This is a genomic window from Olsenella profusa F0195 (assembly GCF_000468755.1).
Classification (GTDB): Bacteria; Actinomycetota; Coriobacteriia; order Coriobacteriales; family Atopobiaceae; genus Olsenella_F; species Olsenella_F profusa.
Genome location: NZ_AWEZ01000062.1, coordinates 143,883 through 165,249, shown reverse-complemented (window position 1 = coordinate 165,249; position 21,367 = coordinate 143,883). Strand labels below are relative to the sequence as shown.

General features: G+C 64.8%; 15 protein-coding genes. 11 read left to right on the top strand and 4 right to left on the bottom strand.

Going from position 1 to position 21,367, the window contains the following annotated elements:
• Positions 1 to 127: 127 nt before the first annotated feature.
• Together HMPREF1316_RS13855 and HMPREF1316_RS10160 are read right to left on the bottom strand one after the other, a co-directional pair.
• On the bottom strand, positions 128 to 763 hold the full coding sequence (locus HMPREF1316_RS13855; protein ID WP_084620950.1) for a putative toxin-antitoxin system toxin component, PIN family: 636 nt from the start codon (positions 761 to 763) through the stop codon (positions 128 to 130).
• The gene (locus HMPREF1316_RS10160; protein ID WP_040652132.1) at positions 760 to 1,026 is read right to left on the bottom strand and encodes an AbrB/MazE/SpoVT family DNA-binding domain-containing protein; all 267 of its coding nucleotides are present in this window, start codon (positions 1,024 to 1,026) and stop codon (positions 760 to 762) included. Before HMPREF1316_RS10160 ends, HMPREF1316_RS13855 begins: the two co-directional genes overlap by 4 nt.
• Positions 1,027 to 1,402: 376 nt before the next feature.
• Here HMPREF1316_RS10160 and HMPREF1316_RS10155 point away from each other — a divergent pair, with 376 nt between their 5' ends.
• The 6 genes from HMPREF1316_RS10155 to HMPREF1316_RS10130 all read left to right on the top strand — a co-directional run bounded on the left by HMPREF1316_RS10155 (position 1,403) and on the right by HMPREF1316_RS10130 (position 11,343).
• A complete protein-coding gene (locus HMPREF1316_RS10155) occupies positions 1,403 to 2,248 on the top strand; it encodes a hypothetical protein (RefSeq protein ID WP_156901054.1) in 846 nt (281 codons plus the stop codon).
• Between the two features lie 500 nt (positions 2,249 to 2,748).
• Positions 2,749 to 4,680, top strand: coding sequence for a membrane protein insertase YidC (gene yidC, locus HMPREF1316_RS10150; protein WP_021726909.1), 1,932 nt, complete (start codon positions 2,749 to 2,751; stop codon positions 4,678 to 4,680).
• On the top strand, positions 4,670 to 6,751 hold the full coding sequence (locus HMPREF1316_RS10145) for a sulfatase-like hydrolase/transferase (protein WP_040652127.1): 2,082 nt from the start codon (positions 4,670 to 4,672) through the stop codon (positions 6,749 to 6,751). Before yidC ends, HMPREF1316_RS10145 begins: the two co-directional genes overlap by 11 nt.
• Positions 6,752 to 6,915: 164 nt before the next feature.
• On the top strand, positions 6,916 to 8,607 hold the full coding sequence (locus tag HMPREF1316_RS10140; protein WP_021726843.1) for an NTP transferase domain-containing protein: 1,692 nt from the start codon (positions 6,916 to 6,918) through the stop codon (positions 8,605 to 8,607).
• Positions 8,604 to 9,545: a DMT family transporter gene (locus HMPREF1316_RS10135; RefSeq protein ID WP_021726890.1), complete on the top strand. Its 942-nt coding sequence runs from the start codon at positions 8,604 to 8,606 to the stop codon at positions 9,543 to 9,545. The genes HMPREF1316_RS10140 and HMPREF1316_RS10135 overlap by 4 nt, the downstream gene beginning before the upstream one ends.
• Before the next feature lies 1 nt (position 9,546).
• Complete coding sequence (locus HMPREF1316_RS10130) at positions 9,547 to 11,343, top strand: phosphotransferase (protein WP_021726884.1); 1,797 nt, start codon at positions 9,547 to 9,549, stop codon at positions 11,341 to 11,343.
• 28 nt (positions 11,344 to 11,371) lie between these two features.
• Here the strand turns inward: HMPREF1316_RS10130 and HMPREF1316_RS10125 are convergent, their stop codons facing one another.
• Positions 11,372 to 11,734, bottom strand: a complete 363-nt coding sequence (locus tag HMPREF1316_RS10125) for a DUF2304 domain-containing protein (RefSeq protein WP_021726839.1) — start codon at positions 11,732 to 11,734, stop codon at positions 11,372 to 11,374.
• Positions 11,735 to 11,744: 10 nt separating this feature from the next.
• On the bottom strand, positions 11,745 to 12,422 hold the full coding sequence (locus tag HMPREF1316_RS10120; protein WP_021726832.1) for a glycosyltransferase family 2 protein: 678 nt from the start codon (positions 12,420 to 12,422) through the stop codon (positions 11,745 to 11,747).
• A 469-nt stretch (positions 12,423 to 12,891) separates the two neighbouring features.
• On the opposite strand from HMPREF1316_RS10120, the gene tyrS reads away from it, so the two are divergent.
• The 5 genes from tyrS (at position 12,892) to HMPREF1316_RS10095 (ending at position 21,337) form a co-directional block, all read left to right on the top strand.
• Positions 12,892 to 14,106, top strand: a complete 1,215-nt coding sequence (gene tyrS / locus HMPREF1316_RS10115; protein WP_021726805.1) for a tyrosine--tRNA ligase — start codon at positions 12,892 to 12,894, stop codon at positions 14,104 to 14,106.
• A 691-nt stretch (positions 14,107 to 14,797) separates the two neighbouring features.
• A complete protein-coding gene (locus tag HMPREF1316_RS14145) occupies positions 14,798 to 15,925 on the top strand; it encodes a hypothetical protein (protein WP_198009654.1) in 1,128 nt (375 codons plus the stop codon).
• Positions 15,926 to 16,249: 324 nt separating this feature from the next.
• Entirely contained in the window at positions 16,250 to 17,596 is a 1,347-nt protein-coding gene (locus HMPREF1316_RS10105) for an N-acetylmuramoyl-L-alanine amidase family protein (RefSeq protein ID WP_021726792.1), read from the top strand.
• A gap of 61 nt (positions 17,597 to 17,657) precedes the next feature.
• Positions 17,658 to 18,635 (top strand): glucosaminidase domain-containing protein, encoded by a 978-nt coding sequence (locus HMPREF1316_RS10100; protein ID WP_051332994.1) that lies wholly within the window; start codon positions 17,658 to 17,660, stop codon positions 18,633 to 18,635.
• Between the two features lie 167 nt (positions 18,636 to 18,802).
• Entirely contained in the window at positions 18,803 to 21,337 is a 2,535-nt protein-coding gene (locus HMPREF1316_RS10095) for a U32 family peptidase (RefSeq protein ID WP_021726794.1), read from the top strand.
• Positions 21,338 to 21,367: the final 30 nt, after the last annotated feature.

The following is a 21,367-nucleotide window of genomic DNA, read 5'->3' as shown; positions in this document are numbered from 1 at the left end:
TTTGACTAAACACATGCGAGCGCGTCCACCCACCCGGCAGGCGTCGCGCTTGGCTTGGAACGCCCCAGGGCCCGTCTGGCCCTCGATGGGCCCCGGCCGCGTTCTAGGCAGTGGGCGACGGCCTCGCTCATCCGCCGGGCGATGGACGTAGGCGCCCCCTTCTCGTGGATGGGCAGCCGCCCCGTCCTCCCGCATTCTCTCCACCAGGCCCGTGGCGCCATGCGAGACGGATGCCCAAGCCCTGCGATCGTGTCGGCATAGCTGTGACCGAACCTGGTGAACGTCTCCATGGCGGCTCTCTTCTGCCTGTCACCGCACACGAGGACCCTCCTGAACCTATCTGGCCCAAGATCACCACCGCATGCCCAAGGTAGCGATCACAAAACTCTGCGGCAGTGATGATTTCCACGTCGTCGAATTGTTCTAGGTCAAGCAGATCCTTATCGCCGCTAACGATGTAGAGCGCACGAGATGAAACTGCGCATTCCAGGAACTTGTTGTCATCGGGATCCCTGCAGAGGTTAACTGTGCATTCAGGCTGCACCAAATGCAGGGCTGCTTCGAAGGGCGCCAGAACGTCTCTTTGCAGCTTGCCCTGCTTTCGAGCGATCATCTCGTCGACGATTCCTTGGTACTCATCCACAATGTCAGGAGTTGCAAACGCGGCGATTTTTCCCTCAACCACCGCTTCAAGGACTTTCCTCGGGTTACCGCCAAAGAAGGTTCCTGAGATGACCACGTTGGTGTCAATCACTATTCTCACGCGTGCCTCTTTGCTCTGACGGACTTGATGACGTCGTCTACGTCAGACTCCTGGTAGCCGACCGACTTGGCCCATGCCTGCGCCTCGTCCAGCCTGACGTGGAATTCCTCGGCGGTTGGCATCTGAATCCTCTTGAGCATGATGACATCACCAGAGGTGTATACGGCAAGTTTGTCGCCACTCTGAATCGAGAGCTCCTTGCGCAGCTTTGCGGGTAGCACAACCTGTCCTTTGGAAGAAACAGTAAGAACATTCGCGCTCATGATGACTCCTTAAGTAAGAAATTCTTACGTGTAGTATACCCATCGCAGGACTGTCCAGTTATGAACGTAGAATTGTGAGCAGAAATGAGCCGAGCACGTCCTGTTCTACGCCGCTGACGAGAGGTTGGACCAGACATGCCGATCGGCCGCTGACTTTAGGCCCCTGCCATCGCGGCGGTCGAGGCGGCGCTCAAGCAGGCGGCTGCTTGTTGATACCGCTACCATAATTTTCGACAGCCGAGCTACCGTGTCACGCCAATCGCGCCACTGCAGTTTCGATACCGGCGCCACCACCCTCTCGCCAATCAGACCACCGGCAACATGCCTGCTCCCGACTGGGCAGCCGTCGGGAGGGGCTCGATCGGGGAGGAGCGTGATGGGGGAGCCAAGCACGTGCCGGCAGCCCGGCGTGAGGCCCCACCTCGCGCAGATAGGAAGGAAGTGTGGGCCGCACGGGCGGACGGTGGCAGGGCGCCGGAGCCGGGGAGAGGGGACCGAGGACCGCAGGCGAGGCGAGGAGAGTGCGTTCGACGGGTTCAGGGGCGTGATGGAGCAGGAGGCGGCGCTCCCGGGGATCACGGAGAGGGCGATCCACGAGTTCCTGCCCGACCGTCACCCGGAGGCGAGCCTGCCGGAGTGCGGGCCGTTCACGAAGTGCTGCCGCTCGCACGGCATAGGGCGCGCTGGCGCGCCCGAGCCGGAAGCGCGCCCGAGGTTCGGGACGCCGCCGGAGCGCCAGATGCAGTTCGACTGGAAGGAGAGCCTGCGGATGGTCGACGTCAACGGCGAGGTCTTCGAGTTCAGCGTGTTCTCCGCCGCGCTCGGCCACTCGCGCGACCACCGCCTCATCTGCTCGCGCACGCGTACGGAAGATGACCTGCTGGCATGCCTCCTGGCGACGCTCGTGCGCTTCGGCGGCATGCCCGGGGAGGCCATCACCGACGACATGGGGGCGCTCGTCACCTTCGTCGGCGGCAGGCGCGTCAAGTCCGAGCGCGCGTGGCGGCTCGCCAGGGAGGCGGGGTTCGGGCTGGGGCCCTGCGAGGTGTCGACACCCCGGACGAAGGGCAAGGGCGAGAGCGCCAACCGCCTCGCGAGCAGGCCCGGGGCCTGCGATCACGGCCTCGAGGGCGAACGGGGGCCACCCGACGCCACCGCGCGCATCGAGGCGCGCCCGAACGCCGGGCCCAGCGAGACGACGGCGCGGGCGGCCGCCGTGTAGCCCATGCCCGCGAGCACGAGCTCGGCGTAGTGACGCCTCCTGGCGGCCAGCATCTCGCCCTGCCTCCCATGGGCGACTCCCGCGTATCCGTACCCCACCAAGGACTCCTTCCGAAATCCATGGTGTTGCGACGACCGTTAGAATCCGCCCGATGGGCTTTCCCGGTCTCGAATCCGTCCCTCTCATGTCGCCCAGAAGCTTCATGGTGCGAGCGAGCCGGGTGGCAAGCGGGCACCTGACCTCATGGACCTGCAAGTCATAGTCACCCATGCGGAGGTCGATAGGCTTCTGGCAAAGAAGACGTGCGAGAGACTGTTTGCCTACAGGCAGCTGCAGCCGTGGTCACCGACGACCAAGAAGGGGATCGATTGGTGAGCATTCATGGCTTTTCCATAAATCTGTTCCCTCCGTATATCAGTGACGTAACATAGCAACTTGAGTGCTTGCCTAGGGGCCACAACGACAGGGGCGCCCTCCGGACAAAAAGGGACATCTCGCATATGCTTCAACCGCTTACCGACCTCTTCCTGGTCATCGTGGACTGGGCCCATGGCCTCACGGGGAGCTACTGGGTGGCCATCTTCGTGTTCACCCTGGTGTCCAAGGTCGTCCTCATGCCGCTCTCACTGTGGTGCCAGAAGAACTCCATCGTCATGGTGCAGGTGATGCCCGACCTGTTCCGCCTCAAGGAGCGCTACTTTGGCGACCGCGAGGCCATCGACGAGAACCAGAACCGCCTCTACAAGGAGCACCACTACCACCCGCTGCTCTCCCTGGTGCCCCTGGCCATCCAGGTCATCATCCTGTTCGCGCTCGTGGACGTCATCCACGCCATCACCGACAGCGGCGCTCCCGGCACGGAGTTTTTGGGCCTGGTGCCCAGCCAGGACGGTGGCGCCTCCCTCGTGATGGTGCTTCTGGCCACGCTGTCCGCCGTGGCCATGGGCGTCGCCTCCAACCACATCAACCCGCTGCAGCGCGAGCAGTCGCGCGCGGAGAAGAACACTACCAACGGCCTCTCCATCGCGCTCTCCATGTTCCTCGCGTTCTTCGTGGCATGTGGCATGGCCTTCTACTGGGTGTGCTCCAACCTGCTCTCCATCCTGGTGCAGGTGGTGTGCAATCTCATCATCAGGCCATCCAGGTACATCGACTACGACGAGCTCAACGAGACGCGCGACTCCTACGATGCCATGGTCGAGGCCACCAGGAGCGAGCACAGGTGGTGGCAGCGCGACCCACACGCCCGCCGCGAGAAGGCCGACTACAAGCGCTTCTTCAAGGTGGATGGCAAGCACCTGGTGTTCTACTCGGAGGGGTCGGGCTTCTACAAGTACTTCCAGGGTGCCATCGAGTGGCTGCTCGCAAACTCCGACGTGCGCATCCACTACGTCACGAGCGACCCTAACGACCAGGTGTTCGAGCTGGCCCTCTCTGAGCCGCGCATCCAACCCTACTATCTGGGGCAGCGCCGGCTCATCACCCTCATGATGAAGATGGACGCCGACGTGGTGGTGACCTCCCTCGGCGACCTGGACAACTTCTACATCAAGCGCTCCTACGTGGACAAGGACACCGAGTATGTGTACGCGCCCCACCACATGACCTCGATGACCGTCACCTCCACGCGCGGCGAGTACGCCAACTACGACGCCGTGATGTGCGTGGGCCAGCACCAGGTGGATGACGCCCGCGCGGTTGAGGAGTTCTACGGCACGCGCCACAAGAAGCTGCCACTGGTGGGCTACGATCTCCTAGACCGCGAGATCGCGGACTACGCGGCCATGGAGAAGGTGCGCCACGAGCGCCCCGAGGTGCTCATCGCCCCCACGTGGAACTATGACAACATCCTGGACTCCTGCATCGACGGCATGCTGGCGCAGCTCCTGGGCCATGGCTACCACATCACGGTACGCCCGCATCCCGAGTACATCAAGCGCTACCGTGCCAAGCTCGATGCCCTCATGGCGCGCTACAGCGAGGTGGGTGAGGACGAGCTCACCTTCGAGTGCGACTTCTCGGGCCATTCCTCCATCTTGGAGGCCGACGTGCTGGCCACCGACTGGTCGTCCATCGCCGAGGAGTTCTCCCTCACCACGCTCAAGCCCTGCCTCTTCGTGGACACCACCATGAAGGAGCTCAACCCCGACTGGCCCAAGATCACGGGCTGGACGCCCCTGGACATCTCCATCCGCAGCGAGATCGGCGTCTCCGTGGACCCCAAGGACCTCTCCGGCCTGCGCGCTGCCGTGGACGACATGGTGGCCGATTCCGGGCGCTGGGCGGAGCGGATTCGCACCGTGCGCGAGCGCATGATCGCCAACCTGGGCCACGGCGGTGCGGCGGCGGGCGAGTTCCTGCTGGGCGAGGTCCTGGCCAAGCAGGTTGCCAAGGGTTCCCAGGACGAGGAGGAGGCCACCGATGAGGACTAGGATGCCGAGACGTGCCCTCGTGGCGTGCGACGTCGCCTTTGCCTGTGCGCTGGCCTGCGTGTGGGCAAACGCCCTGGCCACCCCAGCCCTTGCGTACGTGGACCCCTCGGTGATGACCTACACCATCCAGGCCCTCGCCGGCGTGGCCGTGGCCCTCTCGGCCGTGCTGGGCGTGGCATGGCGCCGTCTGCGTCGCGTGCTCCTGAGACTCCTGGGCGCGCACGAGGCACGCGTGCGGGAGGGTGAGGTGCATCGGGTCGACCCCTCGGACGCCGCCGCGCATGAGCGCGCCCGCGAGCAGGCGCATCACGCATCGCTTGTCGTGGACGCCCCGGCTCAGGAACGTCTGCCCTGGCATGTGCGCCTCGTCCTCGCGCTCGTCGTGTGCCTGGTGGCGGTGTTCACGATCTTCGTGGAGCCGGCGCTCGAGATGGTGGCGGCCAGCACGGACAGCCTCTTCTTCACCATCGTCACCATCTGGAAGCCGGTGGTCGTGGTGGGACTTGCGGTCGCCGTCGCACTGGCGCTCGTCATCTCCCTTGCCAGGGGCAAGGCGTTCAACGTCCTGCTGGCGCTGGTGAGCGCTCTGGCGCTTGCGGCCTTCCTGCAGGTGCTCCTGCTCAACGTCGGGCTGCCCGCGGCAGATGGCTCCCCGGTTCCGTGGGACTCGTTCCAGGGGATCACGGTGATCTCGGCGCTCGTGTGGGTTGTCGTCATCGCGGGTGCCGTGGCGTTCGCCCTCAGGCGGCCCCTGCCCTTCAAGGGCGTGGCCGTGCTCCTCGCCGTGCTCCTCGCCGTGTCGCAGGGCATCGGGCTGGGCCTCACCACGCGGCGCCCCACGGCCGACGGTACCCCCGTGAGTGCCGAGAAGCCGCAGGTGACCATGGAGGGCCTCATGGACGTCTCGGACAGGGGCAACGTGATCGTGTTCGTGCTGGACACCTTTGACGTGAGCTTCCTCGACCAGACGCTGGCGCAGTATCCCGACGCGCTGGACGAGATGACGGGCTTCACCAACTACCACAACACCGTGGGCAACATGATCCCCACGCGCTACGCGTTGGCCACGCTCACCACGGGGCGCACGCTCAGGCAGGACGACCCGGCCTTCTCCAACACGCTGGTGCGCGGCTGGTACGGCGGCGACAACCTGGTGGATGCCGTCAACCGCTCCGGCTACTCCACCAGCATCTACTCGGGGGACATCTACAACGGACTGTCGCAGCTCAACGGCAGGGTCACCAACCTGCACCCCATCCCACCCCAGCCGAACAGCTTCCTGTCCACGATCTCCATCCTGGCAAGGGCGGCCTTCTACCGCGACCTGCCATGGGCGCTCAAGCCGGGGATGTGGTTCAACACCGATGACCTCAACAACGCGGTGCTGCGGACCAACGACCCATCCGATCCCAGCGTCGACCTCGACAACGAGCCCTACGTCTACGACGACGTGTCCTACCACCACATGCTCCAGAGACGTGGCCTCTCGGTGGAGCCGGACTCCGGCAAGGGGTCGTATCGTCTCATCCACCTGCTGGGCTCGCACCCACCTTTCACCATGGACGAGCATGGCGAGTACGCCCAGGGCGAGGTGACGCAGGTCCAGCAGTCGCGCGGCTCGCTGGAGATCGTGAGCGAGTACCTGAGGCAGCTCAAGAGGCTGGGCAAGTACGATGATGCGACCATCATCATCACGGCCGACCATGGGCACTGGTACCTCACGGACGAGATCAGCGAACCCTCGTCGCCCATCTTCCTGGTGAAGCCCTCCGTGGAGTTCGGCGGCGACTCCAGCCAGCCGTGCAGGACGTCCAACGTGCCCACAGGCCACATGGACCTGCCGGCAACCATCCTCGCCGCCACGGGTGGGGAGCCATGGCCCACGGGCATGCCCGCGTGGGAGGTGCCCGACGTCCCCCGGCCACGCTACTATGGCGCGACGGCCGCCGTCAACGAGAATGGCACCTGGAGGCGCACCTACATCCGCCAGTGGCGCATCGACGGCGACTCATGCGACTTTGGAAACTGGACGGAGACGGGCACCATCTGGCCCATCGTCGAGTCCGACTAGGACAGTCCTCCCATCCATGGACATGGGCACGGGAAATGAGCACAGGAACGTTCAATCTATGGATTATTGCTCCATAGATTGAACGTTCATTTCTTTGCAAGTACACTAAAGCGGTTGAACATTACATCCCTCCACCGTGGGCAGGGGAGAAACACGAGACCTTCATGGCGATAGCGCAGGACGAATTCGAACGGCTCCGGCAGCGTGCCCTCGCAGGGGACGCCGCGGCCCAGGCGACGCTCGCACCCTACCAGGTGGACAATGCCATCATCATGGCGGCGGGCCTCTCGTCGCGCTTCGTGCCCATCTCGTACAAGACGCCCAAGGGCCTCATCACGGTGAGGGGGGAGGTACTCATCGAGCGCCAGATCCGCCAGCTCAGGGAGGCTGGCATCACCGACATCACCGTGGTGGTGGGCTACCGGAAGGAGCGCTTTGCCTACCTGGCGGATGCCTTCGGCGTGGACCTCGTGGTCAACGACCGCTATGCGGAGCGCAACAACAACTACACGCTCTGGCTCGTGCGCGACCGCCTGGCCAACACCTTCGTGTGCTCGTCGGACGACTACTTCGAGCGGAACCCCTTCGAGCGCTACGTGCGTGGTGCCTACTACGCGGCGGAGTACGTGGCTGGTCCCACCGACGAGTGGTGCCTGCGGACGGACGGCGACGGGCGCATCGTCGACGTCGAGGTGGGCGGCGCGGACGCCTGGGTCATGCTGGGCCACGCCTACTTCGACCGCCCCTTCTCCCGGCGGTTCGTGCGGCTCCTGGGCGCGGAGGTCGAGGATCCCACCACGGCGGACCGCCTGTGGGAGGCCATCTACGCCGACCACCTGGACGAGCTCGCCCTGATCATGCGTCGCTACGACGAGGGGGTCATCCGCGAGTTCGACAGCCTCGACGAGCTTGTCGCCTATGATCCTGCCTTCATCGAGTCCGTGGACTGTGCGGTGCTTGACAACATCACGACCACGTTGCGCTGCTCCCGCAGGGACCTCGGCGACTTCCGTCCCGTGGGGCAGGGCCTCACCAACCTCTCCTTCCACTTTTCCGTGGGGGAGGGCGAGCGCAGGTGGGAGTACGTATACCGCCATCCCGGCGTGGGGACCGACAAGTTCATCAACCGCCGGGCAGAGACGGACGCCGAGGCGGTCGCCGCGCGCATGGGCATCGACGGGACCTTCGTCCACGAGGACCCCACGAGCGGGTGGAAGATCTCCCACTTCGTGCGCAACGCCCGCACCATCGACCCCACGGATCCCGCCGACGTGCGTCGTGCCATGGAGTGCGCGCGACGCCTCCACGAGTCGGGGGCGCGCATCCCCGCCACGTTCGACTTCTTTGCCGATGGCGTAGGCTACGAGACCCTGCTCGAGGAGCATGGCGACATCACCGTGCCTGGCTACCGTGAGCTGCGCGACAAGGTGGTGCGCGTCAACGGGCATGCCCAGGCGGACGACTACGAGGCGGTCTTCAGCCACAACGACTACCTGCCACTCAACCTTCTCGTGGGCGAGGACGACGAGCTCTTTGTCATTGACTGGGAGTTTGCCGGCATGGGCGACCCCGGCAACGACACGGCCACCTTCATCATCTGCAGCGACGCCGACCGCGCACGAGGCGATGCCGCCATCGACGCCTACTTTGGTCGCCCGGCGACCTTCGAGGAGCGCAGGCACTTCTGGGCCCGTGTGGTCCTGGGCGGATGGTGCTGGTACGTCTGGGCGCTCGAGAAGGAGGCGGAGGGTGCCGGCGTGGGCTCGTGGCTGGACATCTACCGCAGCTACTGCGCCGACTACATCGACATGGTCCTCGCCTGGTATGAGGACGGGACGAAAGGGGCTCACTCATGATCTGGGGCTTTGGGGCGGCGCTCACCTGGGCGCTCGATACGGTCATCCTCTCGGTGGCGCTCGCGAAGGGCGTCTTCGTCTCCACGCCGCAGGCCATCGCGCTCGCGGCGTTCGTGAGCACGTTCCTGCATGACGCGGGCTCGGCCGTGACGGCGTTCGTCTACATGGCGCTGCGTCGCAAGCTCAAGGACACGCTGGCCATCCTCAAGACGCGGGCCGGCCTCGTGATCATGGGGGCAGCGCTCATCGGTGGCCCCCTCGGCATGACGGGCTACGTCATCTCGGTCAATAACATCGGGGCGTCCTATGCCGCCGCCATCTCCGCCTTCTTCCCGGCATGGGGGGCCTTCCTGGCGGCCATCGCGCTCAAGGAGCGCATGCACTGGTTTCAGTGGCTGGGTCTCATCGCGTGCCTTGCCGCGGTGGCCGTGCTGGGCTACACGCCTGCCGAGGGCATTCCCGGCAACTGGACCGTGGGTATCATCGGTGCGCTCGCCTGCGTGTTGGGCTGGGGCACCGAGGCGGTCGTCGTCGACTGGGGCCTCAGGAACACCGCCGTGGACAACGAGGTGGCCATGCAGATCAGGCAGACCACCTCGGCGCTTGCCTATGCCGCCATCATCCTGCCGGTGTTGGGCGGCTGGGGCTTTGCGACGGACGTGCTTGGCAGCGATGCCATGCCCTTCGTCGCGCTCGCGGGCGCCTCGGGCACGGTGTCCTACCTCTGCTACTACCGTGCCATCGACCTCATCGGCGCGTCACGCGCCATGGCGGTCAACATCACCTACTCGGCGTGGGCCATACCCATCTCACTCATCATTCTGGGGTCCATCCCCGACCTCAAGGGCGTCGTCTGCGCCATCGTGATCATCCTGGGCGCCATCTGCGCGGCGACGGACGTTCGTTCGATGCTTGGCGCCACGTCACAGGAGGCCTAGCATGACCCTCTCCAAGAGCGAGTTCAATCTGCTCAAGACCATCGCGGCCCAGGAGGGCCCCGTGAGCCAGCGCGAGCTTGCCGCCGAGAGTGGCCTCTCGCTGGGCACCGTCAACTCGTCGCTGCGCGTGTGCGAGGATGCGGGGTACGTGCAGGATGGGCGCATCACGCAGGCGGGCATGGAGGCGCTCGAGCCCTATGCGGTGGACAATGCCGTCATCATGGCGGCGGGCCTCTCGTCGCGCTTTGCCCCCATCTCGTATGAGCTGCCCAAGGGCCTGCTCAAGGCCCATGGCGAGGTGCTCATCGAGCGTCAGATCCGCCAGCTCATGGATGCCGGCGTCACCGACATCACCGTGGTCGTGGGCTACAAGAAGGAGTACTTCTTCTACCTGCGCAGCAAGTATGGCGTCACCATCGTGGTCAACCCCACCTACGCCACGCGCAACAACAACGGTACCCTGTGGCTCGTGCGCGACCGCCTGGCCAACACCTACGTGTGCTCGTCGGACGACTACTTCACGCAGAACCCCTTCGAACGCTACGTGTACGGCGCCTACTATGCCTGCGAGCGCGTGGAGGGCCACACGGACGAGTGGTGCGTCTCCACGGGCGCCGCCGGGCGCATCACGGGCATCAGCGTGGGTGGCACCAATGCGCTGGTCATGCTGGGACACGCCTACTTCGACCAGGCGTTCTCCGAGGGGTTCGTGAGGGCGCTGGAGCAGGACTACAACCGCCCCGAGACCGCTGACAAGCTCTGGGAGGGCATCTATGCCGATCACCTGCGCGAACTCTCGATGGTGGCGCGTGAGTACCCGGCGGGCGTGATCAACGAGTTTGACTCCCTGGATCAGCTGCGCAGCTTCGACCCACGCTTCATGGAGAACGTGGACTCCAGGATCTTTGACAACATCGTATCCATCCTGCACTGCGACAAGGATGACATTCACGAGTTCTGGCCGCTCAAGCAGGGGCTCACCAACCTCTCCTGCCACTTCTCCGTGGGGGAGGGCACGGACAAGCAGGAGTACGTCTACCGCCATCCTGGCGTGGGCACGGAGAAGCTCGTGAGCCGTGCGAGCGAGGCGGCCGGCCTGCGCCTTGCCAAGGAGCTGGGGCTGGACAGCACCTTCATCTACGAGGACGAGGAGCATGGCTGGAAGCTCTCACGCTTCGTGACGAACGCCAAGAACCTGGACTCCGGCAACGACGACCAGTTGCGTCGTGCCATGGAGATGGGCCGCAAGCTGCACGAGAGCGGCGCTAGGCTCGATCGCCGCTTTGACTTCGTGCTGCAGGGTCTGGAGTACGAGCGGCTCCTGCTGGAGGGCGGCCCCATCGAGGTGCCTGGCTATCAGGAGCTCAAGGACAAGGTCATGCGCCTCAAGGAGCATGCGGACGCGGATGGGTACCCCATCTGCGTCTCACACAACGACTTCTTCGAGCTCAACTTCCTGGTGGACGAGAACGACGCCATGAGCCTCATCGACTGGGAGTATGCGGGCATGTCGGACGTGGCCAGCGACTACGGCACGTTCGTGGTGTGCTGCCAGCTCTCCGACGAGCGTGCCGAGCGGGCGCTCGAGTACTACTTCGGTCGGCCCGCCACGGCGGCAGAGCACCGTCACTTCTGGAGCTATGTGGTGTTCGCCGGCTGGTGCTGGTACCTGTGGTCGCTCGAGAAGGAGTCCGAGGGCGACAACGTGGGCGAGTGGCTGTTCGTCTACTACCGCTACGCCGCGGACAACGTGGACAAGGTGCTCTCCTGGTACGAGGAGGCGACTCAGGCGGACTAGGCCTCATGTCGCGAGGCACATGGCGAGCCTATTGTTTTGAGGGCTTGGCGGCGTCGTGCCCCCGCTCGTGCCGGTCGAGCGCAAGCTCCTGCGAGAGCACCTCGACCTTGTGGGTGAGCACCGAGATGTCGCAGGCCTGGTCAAACAGCTTGAGCAGCATGAGGGCGATGAGCACCACGAACACGAAGTTGCTGGGCGAGAGGAAGCCGGTAAGCCGGGAGAAGAAGAACGCAATCTGCGGGAAGACGGCTAGGACGAGCAGCACGACGGCGGCCACCACCCAATAGACCGACTCCGAGACGCGAATCTTGCGCTTGCGGATGCGTCGCACCACCACGCCCAGGGCGATGATGGTGACGAGGATCAGAAGGACGCGAAGTACCGGGCTCATGGGGCACCCCTTACCTAAACCATTGGAAGAGCAGCAGCGACAGGCACGTGCGCAGCATGTAGCGGATGGAGCTCATGAAGCGGAGGTAGCTGGTGCCGCCCTGACGCTCGCGCATCCGGGCGGGCACCTCCACCACGCGGGCGCCCTTGCGGATGAGCAGGGCCACGGTGTCCGGCTCGGGCGTGATGTCGAAGCCGTTGGCGAAGACCTCCATCATGGCGCGATCGTACATGCGCATGCCCGAGGTGGGGTCTTGGATGGTCTGATGTGTGGTGTGGCGAATGAGCCAGGTGATGAGCTTGGCGCCGGCGCCGCGCACACCAACGGCCCCACTCCCGGCGGCCCCACGCGATGCGATGACGATGTCTGCGCCGTGTTCGATGGCCTGTGCCATCGACGCGAGGTAGATGGGCATGTGCTGCCCGTCCGCATCATACTGCACGGCAGCGTCGTAGCCGTTGCGCAGCGCATGCTTCATGCCCGCCTGCACGCCGGCGGAGAGTCCGCAGTTGACGGGAAGGTCGATGTGATTGAAGCCCCGCCGGTCGAGGATCTGTGGCGTGTCGTCTGCCGAGCCGTCGTTCACGACGAGGTAGTCCACCTGTGGGCAGGTGCGTACCAGCTCATCCACGGTGTCCTCGATGCATTCCTGCTCGTTGTAGGCGGGTATGATGGCAAGCACCCTCACGAGGCGGCTCCCTGTGCATAGCGGATTGACAAACCCTGACCAGTGTATGCGATTCTGTGGGGCGGCTGGGAACATTCATGGGATACGCCCGCACTGCGGGCACCGCGGCCGTGGCGCGTGGGCATGCTGGCCTTTCCTGACGAATCCACGTTGACGCTCTCAAGCCGGGCCATCATGGATGGCCCGCATCGAACACGCCCGGCTACCTGCGTGCGCTCTCACCCCAGATCGCGCCTCAGACGGGGAGGTTCTGTCGCCTGCCCGAGGATACCTATGAGACCCTCAACCAGCTGGAGCCCCGCTACCATCCCGCAGACGTCATGACCGCCTCGGGCCACGCCCTCGACGGAAGTGGCCGGTGACGCGCATAACGATGCGGGCCCTGACGCTGTCGCATGGAAGGGCGCCGGCAACGGGCCGTTGCGCTATGCTACTTGTCTGTGGCATCACTACCCTTGGAGGAAGCCCCGTGCTCTCTGTCGACGAACAGCTCAAGATCATTACATCGGGCACCATGCAGATCGTGCCCATGGGAGAGCTCAGGAGGAAGCTCGAGAAGGGCACGCCCCTCAACATCAAGCTGGGTGTGGATCCCACCTCGCCTGACCTGCACCTGGGCCATGCCGTCCCCCTGCGCAAGATGCGCCAGTTCCAGGACATCGGCCACGACGTGACCCTCATCATCGGCAATGGCACCGCGCTCATCGGCGACCCCTCCGGTCGTGACTCCACCCGTCCGCCTCTCACGGAGGGGCAGGTGGAGGCCAATGCGCAGACCTATGTTGCCCAGGCCATGAAGGTGCTTGACCCCCAGAGGACCAAGATCGTCCACAATGGCGACTGGCTCAAGCCCCTCGACCTGGCCAAGATGCTCGAACTCATGAGCAAGTTCAATGTGGCCCGCATCCTCGAGCGCGAGGACTTCCACACTCGCTATGCCAATGGGCAGTCCATCGCCCTGCATGAGTTCATCTATCCCGTGCTCCAAGCCTACGATTCCGTGGTCATCAAGGCGGATGTGGAGATGGGCGGCAACGACCAGATATTCAACCTGCTCGCGGGACGCGACCTCATGCGTGCCATGGGCATGGAGCCGCAGGTGGCCCTTACGATGCCGCTTTTGGTGGGGACCGATGGCATCAGGAAGATGTCCAAGAGCTACGGCAACTACGTGGGGCTCACCGACGAGCCGACCGACATGTTCGGCGAGGTCATGAGCATCACGGACGAGCTGGTGCCCATGTACTTCCGTCTGTGCTCCACCGTCCCCGTGGATGAGGTGGACGCCATCGATGCTGCCTATGCGAACAAGACGGCCGACCCCTACCATCTCAAGCGCCAGCTTGCCGCCAACATCGTGGATCTCTACCATGGCGCTGGCGCAGGGGCCCAGGCCGAGGCGGCCTTTGATGGCCTCTTCAAGAAGCACGAGATTCCCGAGGACGTGCCGGAGTTCAAGGCCGACCTCACCCTCAATGACGACGGAAGGGTCTACCTGGCAAAGGTACTGGCAGATGCTGGCCTGGTGAGGTCTGCCGGCGAGGCTCGCCGCATGATTGACCAGGGCTCTGTCAAGATTGATGGCAGGAGGCTGGCTGCCAAGAGCTACAACGTGGAGCCATCCCTGCTGTCTGCCAAAACGGTGCTGCAGGTTGGCAAGCGCAAGTTCGTGCGGCTGGCATAGACGAATGACGATGCAGGAGCGCATCCCGCTCGTCGCGCATGCCTGCATGCGGATTGACCGCTGGTTGCAAACCAGACGGCACGTGCTTGTGGTGTCATTCGCTCTCGCGGCGCTTGTCCTGGCGCCTGCTCTGGCAGTCTTTCATGATGACCCACGTGGAGTGGATGATGACTGGAGCATCTCCCTGATGCTTTCCGGTCGTGTTGGGGCAACTACTCCCTGTCTGTTCGTAAATGCCGTCGTGAGCTACATCTCCTTGGGGATCAATGCCCTCCTCCCGTCCGTCAACGGGTTCTATGCGCTCGAGTTCGTCCTGTCGCTGCTTTCGATGGCTTGCCTCCTGGCATGGGCACTTTTTTGGCGCCATCGCCTCGGACCATCCATCGTTGCCTCAGGGACGATCTTCCTGACACTCGCAGGGGTAACGATTGGATCAAACTTCACCTATGTTGCGGCACTCTGCTTTATCGCCGGTTGTGCGACGCTCATAAGCAATGCCGCCTCTGCTCGGAGTGTCGCGCCCTATCCTCTTGGAGTCATCCTTGTGATGATGGGGTGCGCCCTACGCTGGGAGATAGCTCTTCTTCTTGTGCCGGCGTGCGCCGTCGCCCTTGTGTTCGTGTCGAGGGGAGTGCTGAGTTCCAGCGACCATGAGACGCATGCCATGGGCTCTCGCCTCCGTCCGATTGCCATGGCGCTTATCGGCTGCCTTGCCCTTGCTGCGTTTGATCTCGCCATCTGGCAGCAGCCGGAAAACAGGGAGTGGTCTCTGTATAGTTCCGCCCGTAGCAGTGCTGTCGACTACACGCTGCGGCAGTATGACGACGTGCGCCATGAGCTGGAGCCACGGGGAATCTCGGAGACTGACTATGGGCTGGTGCAGTCATGGGTGTTTGCCGACCCAGAGGTGTTCGACCGTGATGTGCTGCAGGTGATAGGCGCTCAACGTGCCGTGCAGACTCCCAGTGTGGGGAGAACCATCCTGAACGCAGGTGCCCATCTTATCGAAAGCTGCCGCAAGCTTCTGATGGTGATGCTGGTCACCTGCGCTGCCTATGTGCTTGATGAGAGACGGCGTGGAAGGGCAACGAAGGCCATCCTACTTTCCATGCTCTGCTTTGCGGTGCTGTGCTGCGCCGAATATGCATACGTCTATTCGGATGGGAGGGTTCCCGACAGGGTAGTGACGCCCCTCTTCCTCTGTGCCGCGCTTGGCATGACCCTTTCGGGCCTGTGCGAGAGGGACGTTCGCCAGGATGCGAGGCATAGCAGGAACGATGGGGCTCCCCGCGCCGCGATGGGCATGGCGGCGCTATCCGTGACCTGCATTCTTGTGACATGCCTATGGGGAGGCACGCTTCTCCTGCCGCATGCCTCGTTGCAAAAGCTGGGCCATAACCTCAACCAGCGAAGCTACGTGCCACAGAGCGCCATTCTCTCATATGAGCGCAATCATCCAGATGAGGTGTTTGCCTGGGACGCTACCGGATATGCCTGGGGATTTGAGGGCGCCTATGGTCTCGACATCATCCCGGACGACGACATGCTATTGCGGAATTTCACCTTGGGCGGCTGGGCTGAGGGGTCCCCTGCACTCAAGGCGCGCAGAAGGCGATATGGCATCGACAACCTGCTAAAAGGTCTGGTTGACAATCCAAAGGTCCGACTCGTGACATATGACACCTCCACTGCGGACAAGCTCGTGGCCTACCTCGACGAGCACTATGCCGCAGATGCACGCTACGAGGTCGTCGATGCCATCGCTGGGCAGACGGATGACGCAACTGCCTACATCATTCGTTTCTACGAGAGCGGCTGACTATGGCTACCAGCTCTGGCTGCCCAGCGCAGGGGCCGATACATCTGGAATTGACTTCTTGCCCCACAGAGGTGATGCCTACCCGCTCGTAGGGGAAGCGACCATCGCATTCAGGTGGTGAGGCGCTCGGTTCGCATGAGGCGTATTGAGAACAGGAAAGGCGAGGCCATCCTTGTCAAGGAGCGCCATGGGTCCGTCACCGCACGGCCATCCATCCCTTGCCCTCCCCACACGCAGAATGTATGAGGAAAGGTGGGACAGGCGCTTCCTTTAGTATGCTGGACAGAGGGTTGGTGGCCCGTATCCGGCGGGGAGGAGCTCGCAGTGAGGCAGAAGAAGTCCATGCCCATCGTCCTCGTGACAGCCTTTGCGCTGATGCTCTCGGTGCTACTGACTACACCAGGCCGCGCATCTGCCACCGAGGCCACCGATGATGCCGAGACCGCACCCATCTCTGACGAGGACATGCAGAGGATCAACGACGCCCTCCCGCCGCAGACCACGACCACGAGGCGCATGCGCTCCACGGGCCTCGGCAGCTCGGGTAAGTTCGTGGTTGCGCTCGATGCGGGTCATGGCGGCAACGACGCCGGCGCCGTGGGCAACGGCCTCCAGGAGAAGGCCCTCAACCTGCGCATTGCGATGGCCGCTAAGGCGGAGCTCGAGAGCCATGGCATCACCGTGTGTATGATTCGCGATTCCGACACCTGCGTGTTCAGCACCAACGCCGCCCTTGAGCTGCAGGCTCGTGTGACCAAGGCCTACAAGGCCGGCGCAAGCGTGTATGTGAGCCTGCACGTCAACTCCGGTGGCAGCTCTGGTGCCGAGGTGTGGTATCCCCGCACGGACATCTCGTACTTTCCCGAATGCGGCACGCAGGGACAGGGCCTCGCAAGCGCCATCCTCGATGCGCTCACCAACGGCGAGCCCTACGGCATCGCGCGCCGCGGCATCTTCCAGCGCAAGAACGTCGAGGACACCTATCCCGACGGGTCGCTCTCCGACTACTACGCCGTCATCCGCCATGCCCGCGAATATGGCTTCACCGGCATCATCGTGGAGCACGGCTTCATCGACAACGCCTCCGATGCCTATAACCTCAATCGCCATGCCGAGGCCATGGGCAGGGCCGATGCGGATGCCATCATGCGTTACTATGGCCTGGCCGCCACCTGGGAGCGGTCATCCGATGGCCAGCATTGGATGGTCAGGGAGAGTGGCTCGTACGTTCGGAGTGCCTGGAGGTACCTGGGCAATGCCTGGTACTACTTGGATGGCCAGGGCTATATGGTCACGGGGTGGCAGACCATCGGTGGCGTTCACTACTGGTTTGATGCCTCAGGCGCCATGGCGACCGGCTGGCGTCGGCTGGATGGCTCCTGGTACTACTTCGATGGTTCCGGTGCCCGTATCACGGGCTGGCAGCGCATTGGCTCCACGTGGTACTACCTCGACCCCTCCTCGGGTGCCATGCATACGGGCTGGATATGGACGGATGGCGCATGGTATTACCTCTACGATTCTGGCGCCATGGCCACCGGTTGGGTGAAGGTCGGAGGTTCCTGGTACCTCCTCGGCGGCTCGGGCGCCATGCTCACGGGATGGCAACGCGAGGGCGCTCGGGAATGGGAGCTTGGCCCGTCCGGTGCCTGGACGGGTGCCAGCAGGTAGGGCATGGTGCCGGCCCACCCTGGGTGGCCGGCGCTCGCTCACGTTCACGGAGGGGGAGCGCATGAGGCGCGTCCTGAGACTTGTGGGACTCGTGGCAGCGGGCATCGCATGCGTCCTGACAGTGGGACAGACGCCTGCCCTCGCCCAGCCGAGTGACGGTTGGGTGCACGAGGGCCAGACGTGGCAGTACGTCGAGGCCGGTACGCGGGTGACGGGCTGGCATGCCATCGACGGCAGCTGGTACTACTTCGACGCGGCGGGCACGATGCGCACGGGCTGGCAGTATCTGGGTGGCTCCTGGTATTACCTGCGGGACTCCGGGGCGATGGCCACCGGCTGGCTGCGCGTGGATGACTCCTGGTACTACCTTTGCGCGTCCGGTGCCATGGCAACCGGCTGGCTGTGGGATGGGGCCACCTACTGGCAGCTGGCCTCGTCGGGCGCCTGGACGGGGGCCTCCCAGCGGCCGCAGGCCATCATGGGGCCCACGACGGTCACGGCGCAGCAGATGGCGCGCGCCTATCGGCAGGCGGTGGGGGAGTCCTCCTATCCCTCCTCCGTGTACGCATCCCAGGGGGCGGCCACCATAGACCAGTTCTGCCGGGTGCTCGTCGAGGAGGCGGACACCGAGGGCGTCAGCGGTGAGATCGTCTTTGCCCAGGTGATGCTGGAGACCAATTGGCTCAGGTTTGGCGGGGACGTCTCCGTCGAGCAGTGCAACTTTGCCGGCATCGGTGCCGTGGGCGGTGGCGCCAAGGGCAACGACCTGCGCATGGACCTAGATGGCGATGGCAGCTCGGATGGCGTGCGGGCGGGACTTCGGGTGCAGGTCCAGCATCTCAAGGCCTATGCCAGCACGGCGGACTTGGTGAGAGCCCGTCTGGACCCACGCTTTGGCTATGTGCGCCGGGGCAGTGTGACCATGGTGCAGGGGCTGGGCATCCCAGACTATCCCGCAGGCGTGGGCTGGGCCGCTGACGCTGGCTATGGCATGAGGATCGTCTCGCTCGAGGATCGCTACCTTGGCTTGGGCTACTAGGCGATCGTCGGTGTGACCTGCAGTGGCGTTTCGTGCGCGGATGCCAGGGGTTGGCCAGGGAGCCTCCTGGGCCATTCCCTTCGTGTACGGCTGCCTCCCCCGGACGTCCCGCTGCGCTATCATGGGCTGCTGCCCGCCTGACCCCCTGCACGAAGGGATCTGACCCCGTGCGCTTTCGCGATACCCATGCCGTTCCGGAGCTGCTCGCGCCCGCTGGTGGCCCCGAGCCGTTCAATGCCGCCCTCGCCGCCGGTGCGGATGCCATCTACTGCGCCCTGGGCAACGACTTCAATGCCCGTCGCAGCGCACACAACTTCACCTGTGAGACCTTCGAGGCCGCCTGCCGCGCGGCCCATCTTGCGGACGTGCGCGTGTACGTGACGGTCAACGTGGTCATCCGTACGTGCGAGATGCCCCGTGTGCTCGCCCTGGTGCGCAAGGCGTGGCTGCTGGGTGCGGACGCCTTCATCATCCAGGACTGGGGCCTGCTCTTTGAGATACGCCACCGCTTTCCCCAAATGGAATGCCACATCTCCACGCAGGCCAACATTCACGACGCCCGTGCCACGGCATGGTGTCGGGAGCTTGGGGTGGAGCGCGTGACCCTCTCGCGCGAGCTCTCCGTGCCCGAGATGGCGCGCATCGCCCAGGAGGGCGTCGAGCTCGAGAGCTTTGGGCATGGCGCACTCTGCTTCTGCTATTCCGGCATCTGCATGATGAGCTCGCTTGCCAAAGGGCGCTCCGCCAACCGTGGCATGTGCGCGCAGCCCTGTCGCCTGCCCTACCAGCTGGTGGACGAGGACGGCGCGAGCATCTCGGCGCCGGGACGTCGCCTGCCCCTGTGTCCCAAGGACTACTGCACCATCGAGGACCTGCCGCGCCTTGCCCAGGCGGGCCTGGGCTCGCTCAAGGTGGAGGGTCGCATGAAGGCCCCGGACTACGTGTGCTCCGTCGTCTCCGCCTATCGTGCGCAGCTGGATGACCTGGCGGCAGGCCGCCTTCCCACCGATGTGGAGGAGGCTGAGCGCCACCAGCGGCTGCGTCGCGCCTTCAACCGCGACTTCACGCACGCCTACCTGGACGGGACGTCCGACGACGACATGATGAGCTACGAGCGCTCCAACAATCGTGGCGAGCTGGTGGGGATCGTCGTGGCCACGCGTGACCTCGGTGGTGGCCGCGTACGTCGCGGCGGTGCCAACGGCGGACGCGAGCGGTTGAGGTTCAAGACCTTTGCCGAGGTGGACATCAGGCTGGACAGGTCGGTGGGGGAGGGTGACCTGCTCGAGGTGCGCCCGATGGACGACCCCACGCAGTTCCTGACGACCCATGTCCCGGCGGACGCCCGTGTGGGTGAGACCATCTGCTGCAAGACCGTGCGCCCCATGGCCGCAGGTTGCCCCGTGCGCGTCATCCGCTCACAGGCGGCCATGGACGAGGCGGCGCGCGTTGCCACAGGGGATGACCGGTACAAGAGGCCCGTGCGCGTACGCGTGGAGGCCCGCCTGGGCCAACCGTTCGTGGTGGAGCTTGCCTGCGTGGATGGCGGGGCCACGGCCCGTGCGGAGGGCTTTGTGGTGGAGGCGGCGCGCACCAGGGCCGTCACGCGCGAGGACCTCGTGGAGCATGTGGGCCGCATGGGCCAGAGCCCCTTTGTGCCGGTTGCCTTCGAGGTCGAGGTGGACGAGGGCTGCGGCATGGGCTTCTCGGCCGTGCATGGGGTGCGTGCCAAGGCCTGCCGCCTGCTCGAGGAGACGATCCTGGTGCCCAGCTCGGCCGCGGTGCGCGAGGAGGGCCTCGCCCGCGTGCCTGACGGGGAGGACCTTGCCACTCACCTGCGCTTCGTGCGCAGGGAGGCCGGCCTTGCCGCTCCCAGTGTTTCGCGTGCGGCAGAGGTGTGCGCGCTGGTGCCCACGCCCGTCCTGGCTCAAGCGGCCGTGACCGCAGGGGCGACGCGCCTCTATGCGACGCCGGATGCGTGCGAGGAAGCCCGACGGCAAGACGCTGCGTGGCCGGAGGGCATCACGGTTGTGCCCTGGCTCGACGAGGTGTGCCGCGAGCCCGACCACCAGCGGCTCGATCCGCTGGTGGAGCAGGGTGCGCCCTGCGCCGTGGGCAACATGAGCGAACTTGTGCTCGCGCTCGAGCGTGGCTCCCTGCCCGAGGTGCGCGAGTGCATTCCCGCACACAACGAGAGCACCCTCGTCGCTCTGGAGCAGGCGGGGGCCAAGGGCCTCTGGCTCTCTCCCGAGCTGACGCTGGAGGAGGCCTGTGCGCTGGGCAAGGCGTCATCCGTGCCGTGTGGCCTCATCGTGAGCGGCCGCCTGCGCGCCATGACCAGCGAGCATTGCGTGCTGCAGACGACGGGTCGCTGCATCCACGACTGCGCCAGCTGCGCGCTGCGCTCCAGGCGCCTCTCCCTGCGCGACCGTGCTGGCGCGCTCCTGCCCGTGCGCACGGACCTCGCGGGCAGGAGCCACATCTACGCGGCTCGTCCACTGGACGCCACGCCCGAGATCGGAGAGCTCATCGCGGCGGGCGTCTCTCGCCTGATGGTGGATTGCACGCTGCTCTCGGAGCGGGAGGCGGCCCTTGAGGTGGAGCGCGTGGGGCGTGCGGTGCGCGCTGCGGCGACTGGCAGGAAGCCTGCACGTCGGTTGGCGCGCGCCACGTCAGGGCACCTCCATGAGCCCATCGAATGAGGGCAACGCTAGAGGCGCCATGATCCTGTC

Coding starts and splice junctions, on each gene's coding strand:
- HMPREF1316_RS10160 (WP_040652132.1), bottom strand. CDS start 1,026: ATGAGCGCGAATGTTCTTACTGTTTCTTCCAAAGGACAGGTTGTGCTA.
- HMPREF1316_RS10155 (WP_156901054.1), top strand. CDS start 1,403: ATGGGGGAGCCAAGCACGTGCCGGCAGCCCGGCGTGAGGCCCCACCTC.
- yidC (WP_021726909.1), top strand. CDS start 2,749: ATGCTTCAACCGCTTACCGACCTCTTCCTGGTCATCGTGGACTGGGCC.
- HMPREF1316_RS10145 (WP_040652127.1), top strand. CDS start 4,670: ATGAGGACTAGGATGCCGAGACGTGCCCTCGTGGCGTGCGACGTCGCC.
- HMPREF1316_RS10140 (WP_021726843.1), top strand. CDS start 6,916: ATGGCGATAGCGCAGGACGAATTCGAACGGCTCCGGCAGCGTGCCCTC.
- HMPREF1316_RS10135 (WP_021726890.1), top strand. CDS start 8,604: ATGATCTGGGGCTTTGGGGCGGCGCTCACCTGGGCGCTCGATACGGTC.
- HMPREF1316_RS10130 (WP_021726884.1), top strand. CDS start 9,547: ATGACCCTCTCCAAGAGCGAGTTCAATCTGCTCAAGACCATCGCGGCC.
- HMPREF1316_RS10125 (WP_021726839.1), bottom strand. CDS start 11,734: ATGAGCCCGGTACTTCGCGTCCTTCTGATCCTCGTCACCATCATCGCC.
- HMPREF1316_RS14145 (WP_198009654.1), top strand. CDS start 14,798: ATGGCGCTTATCGGCTGCCTTGCCCTTGCTGCGTTTGATCTCGCCATC.
- HMPREF1316_RS10100 (WP_051332994.1), top strand. CDS start 17,658: ATGAGGCGCGTCCTGAGACTTGTGGGACTCGTGGCAGCGGGCATCGCA.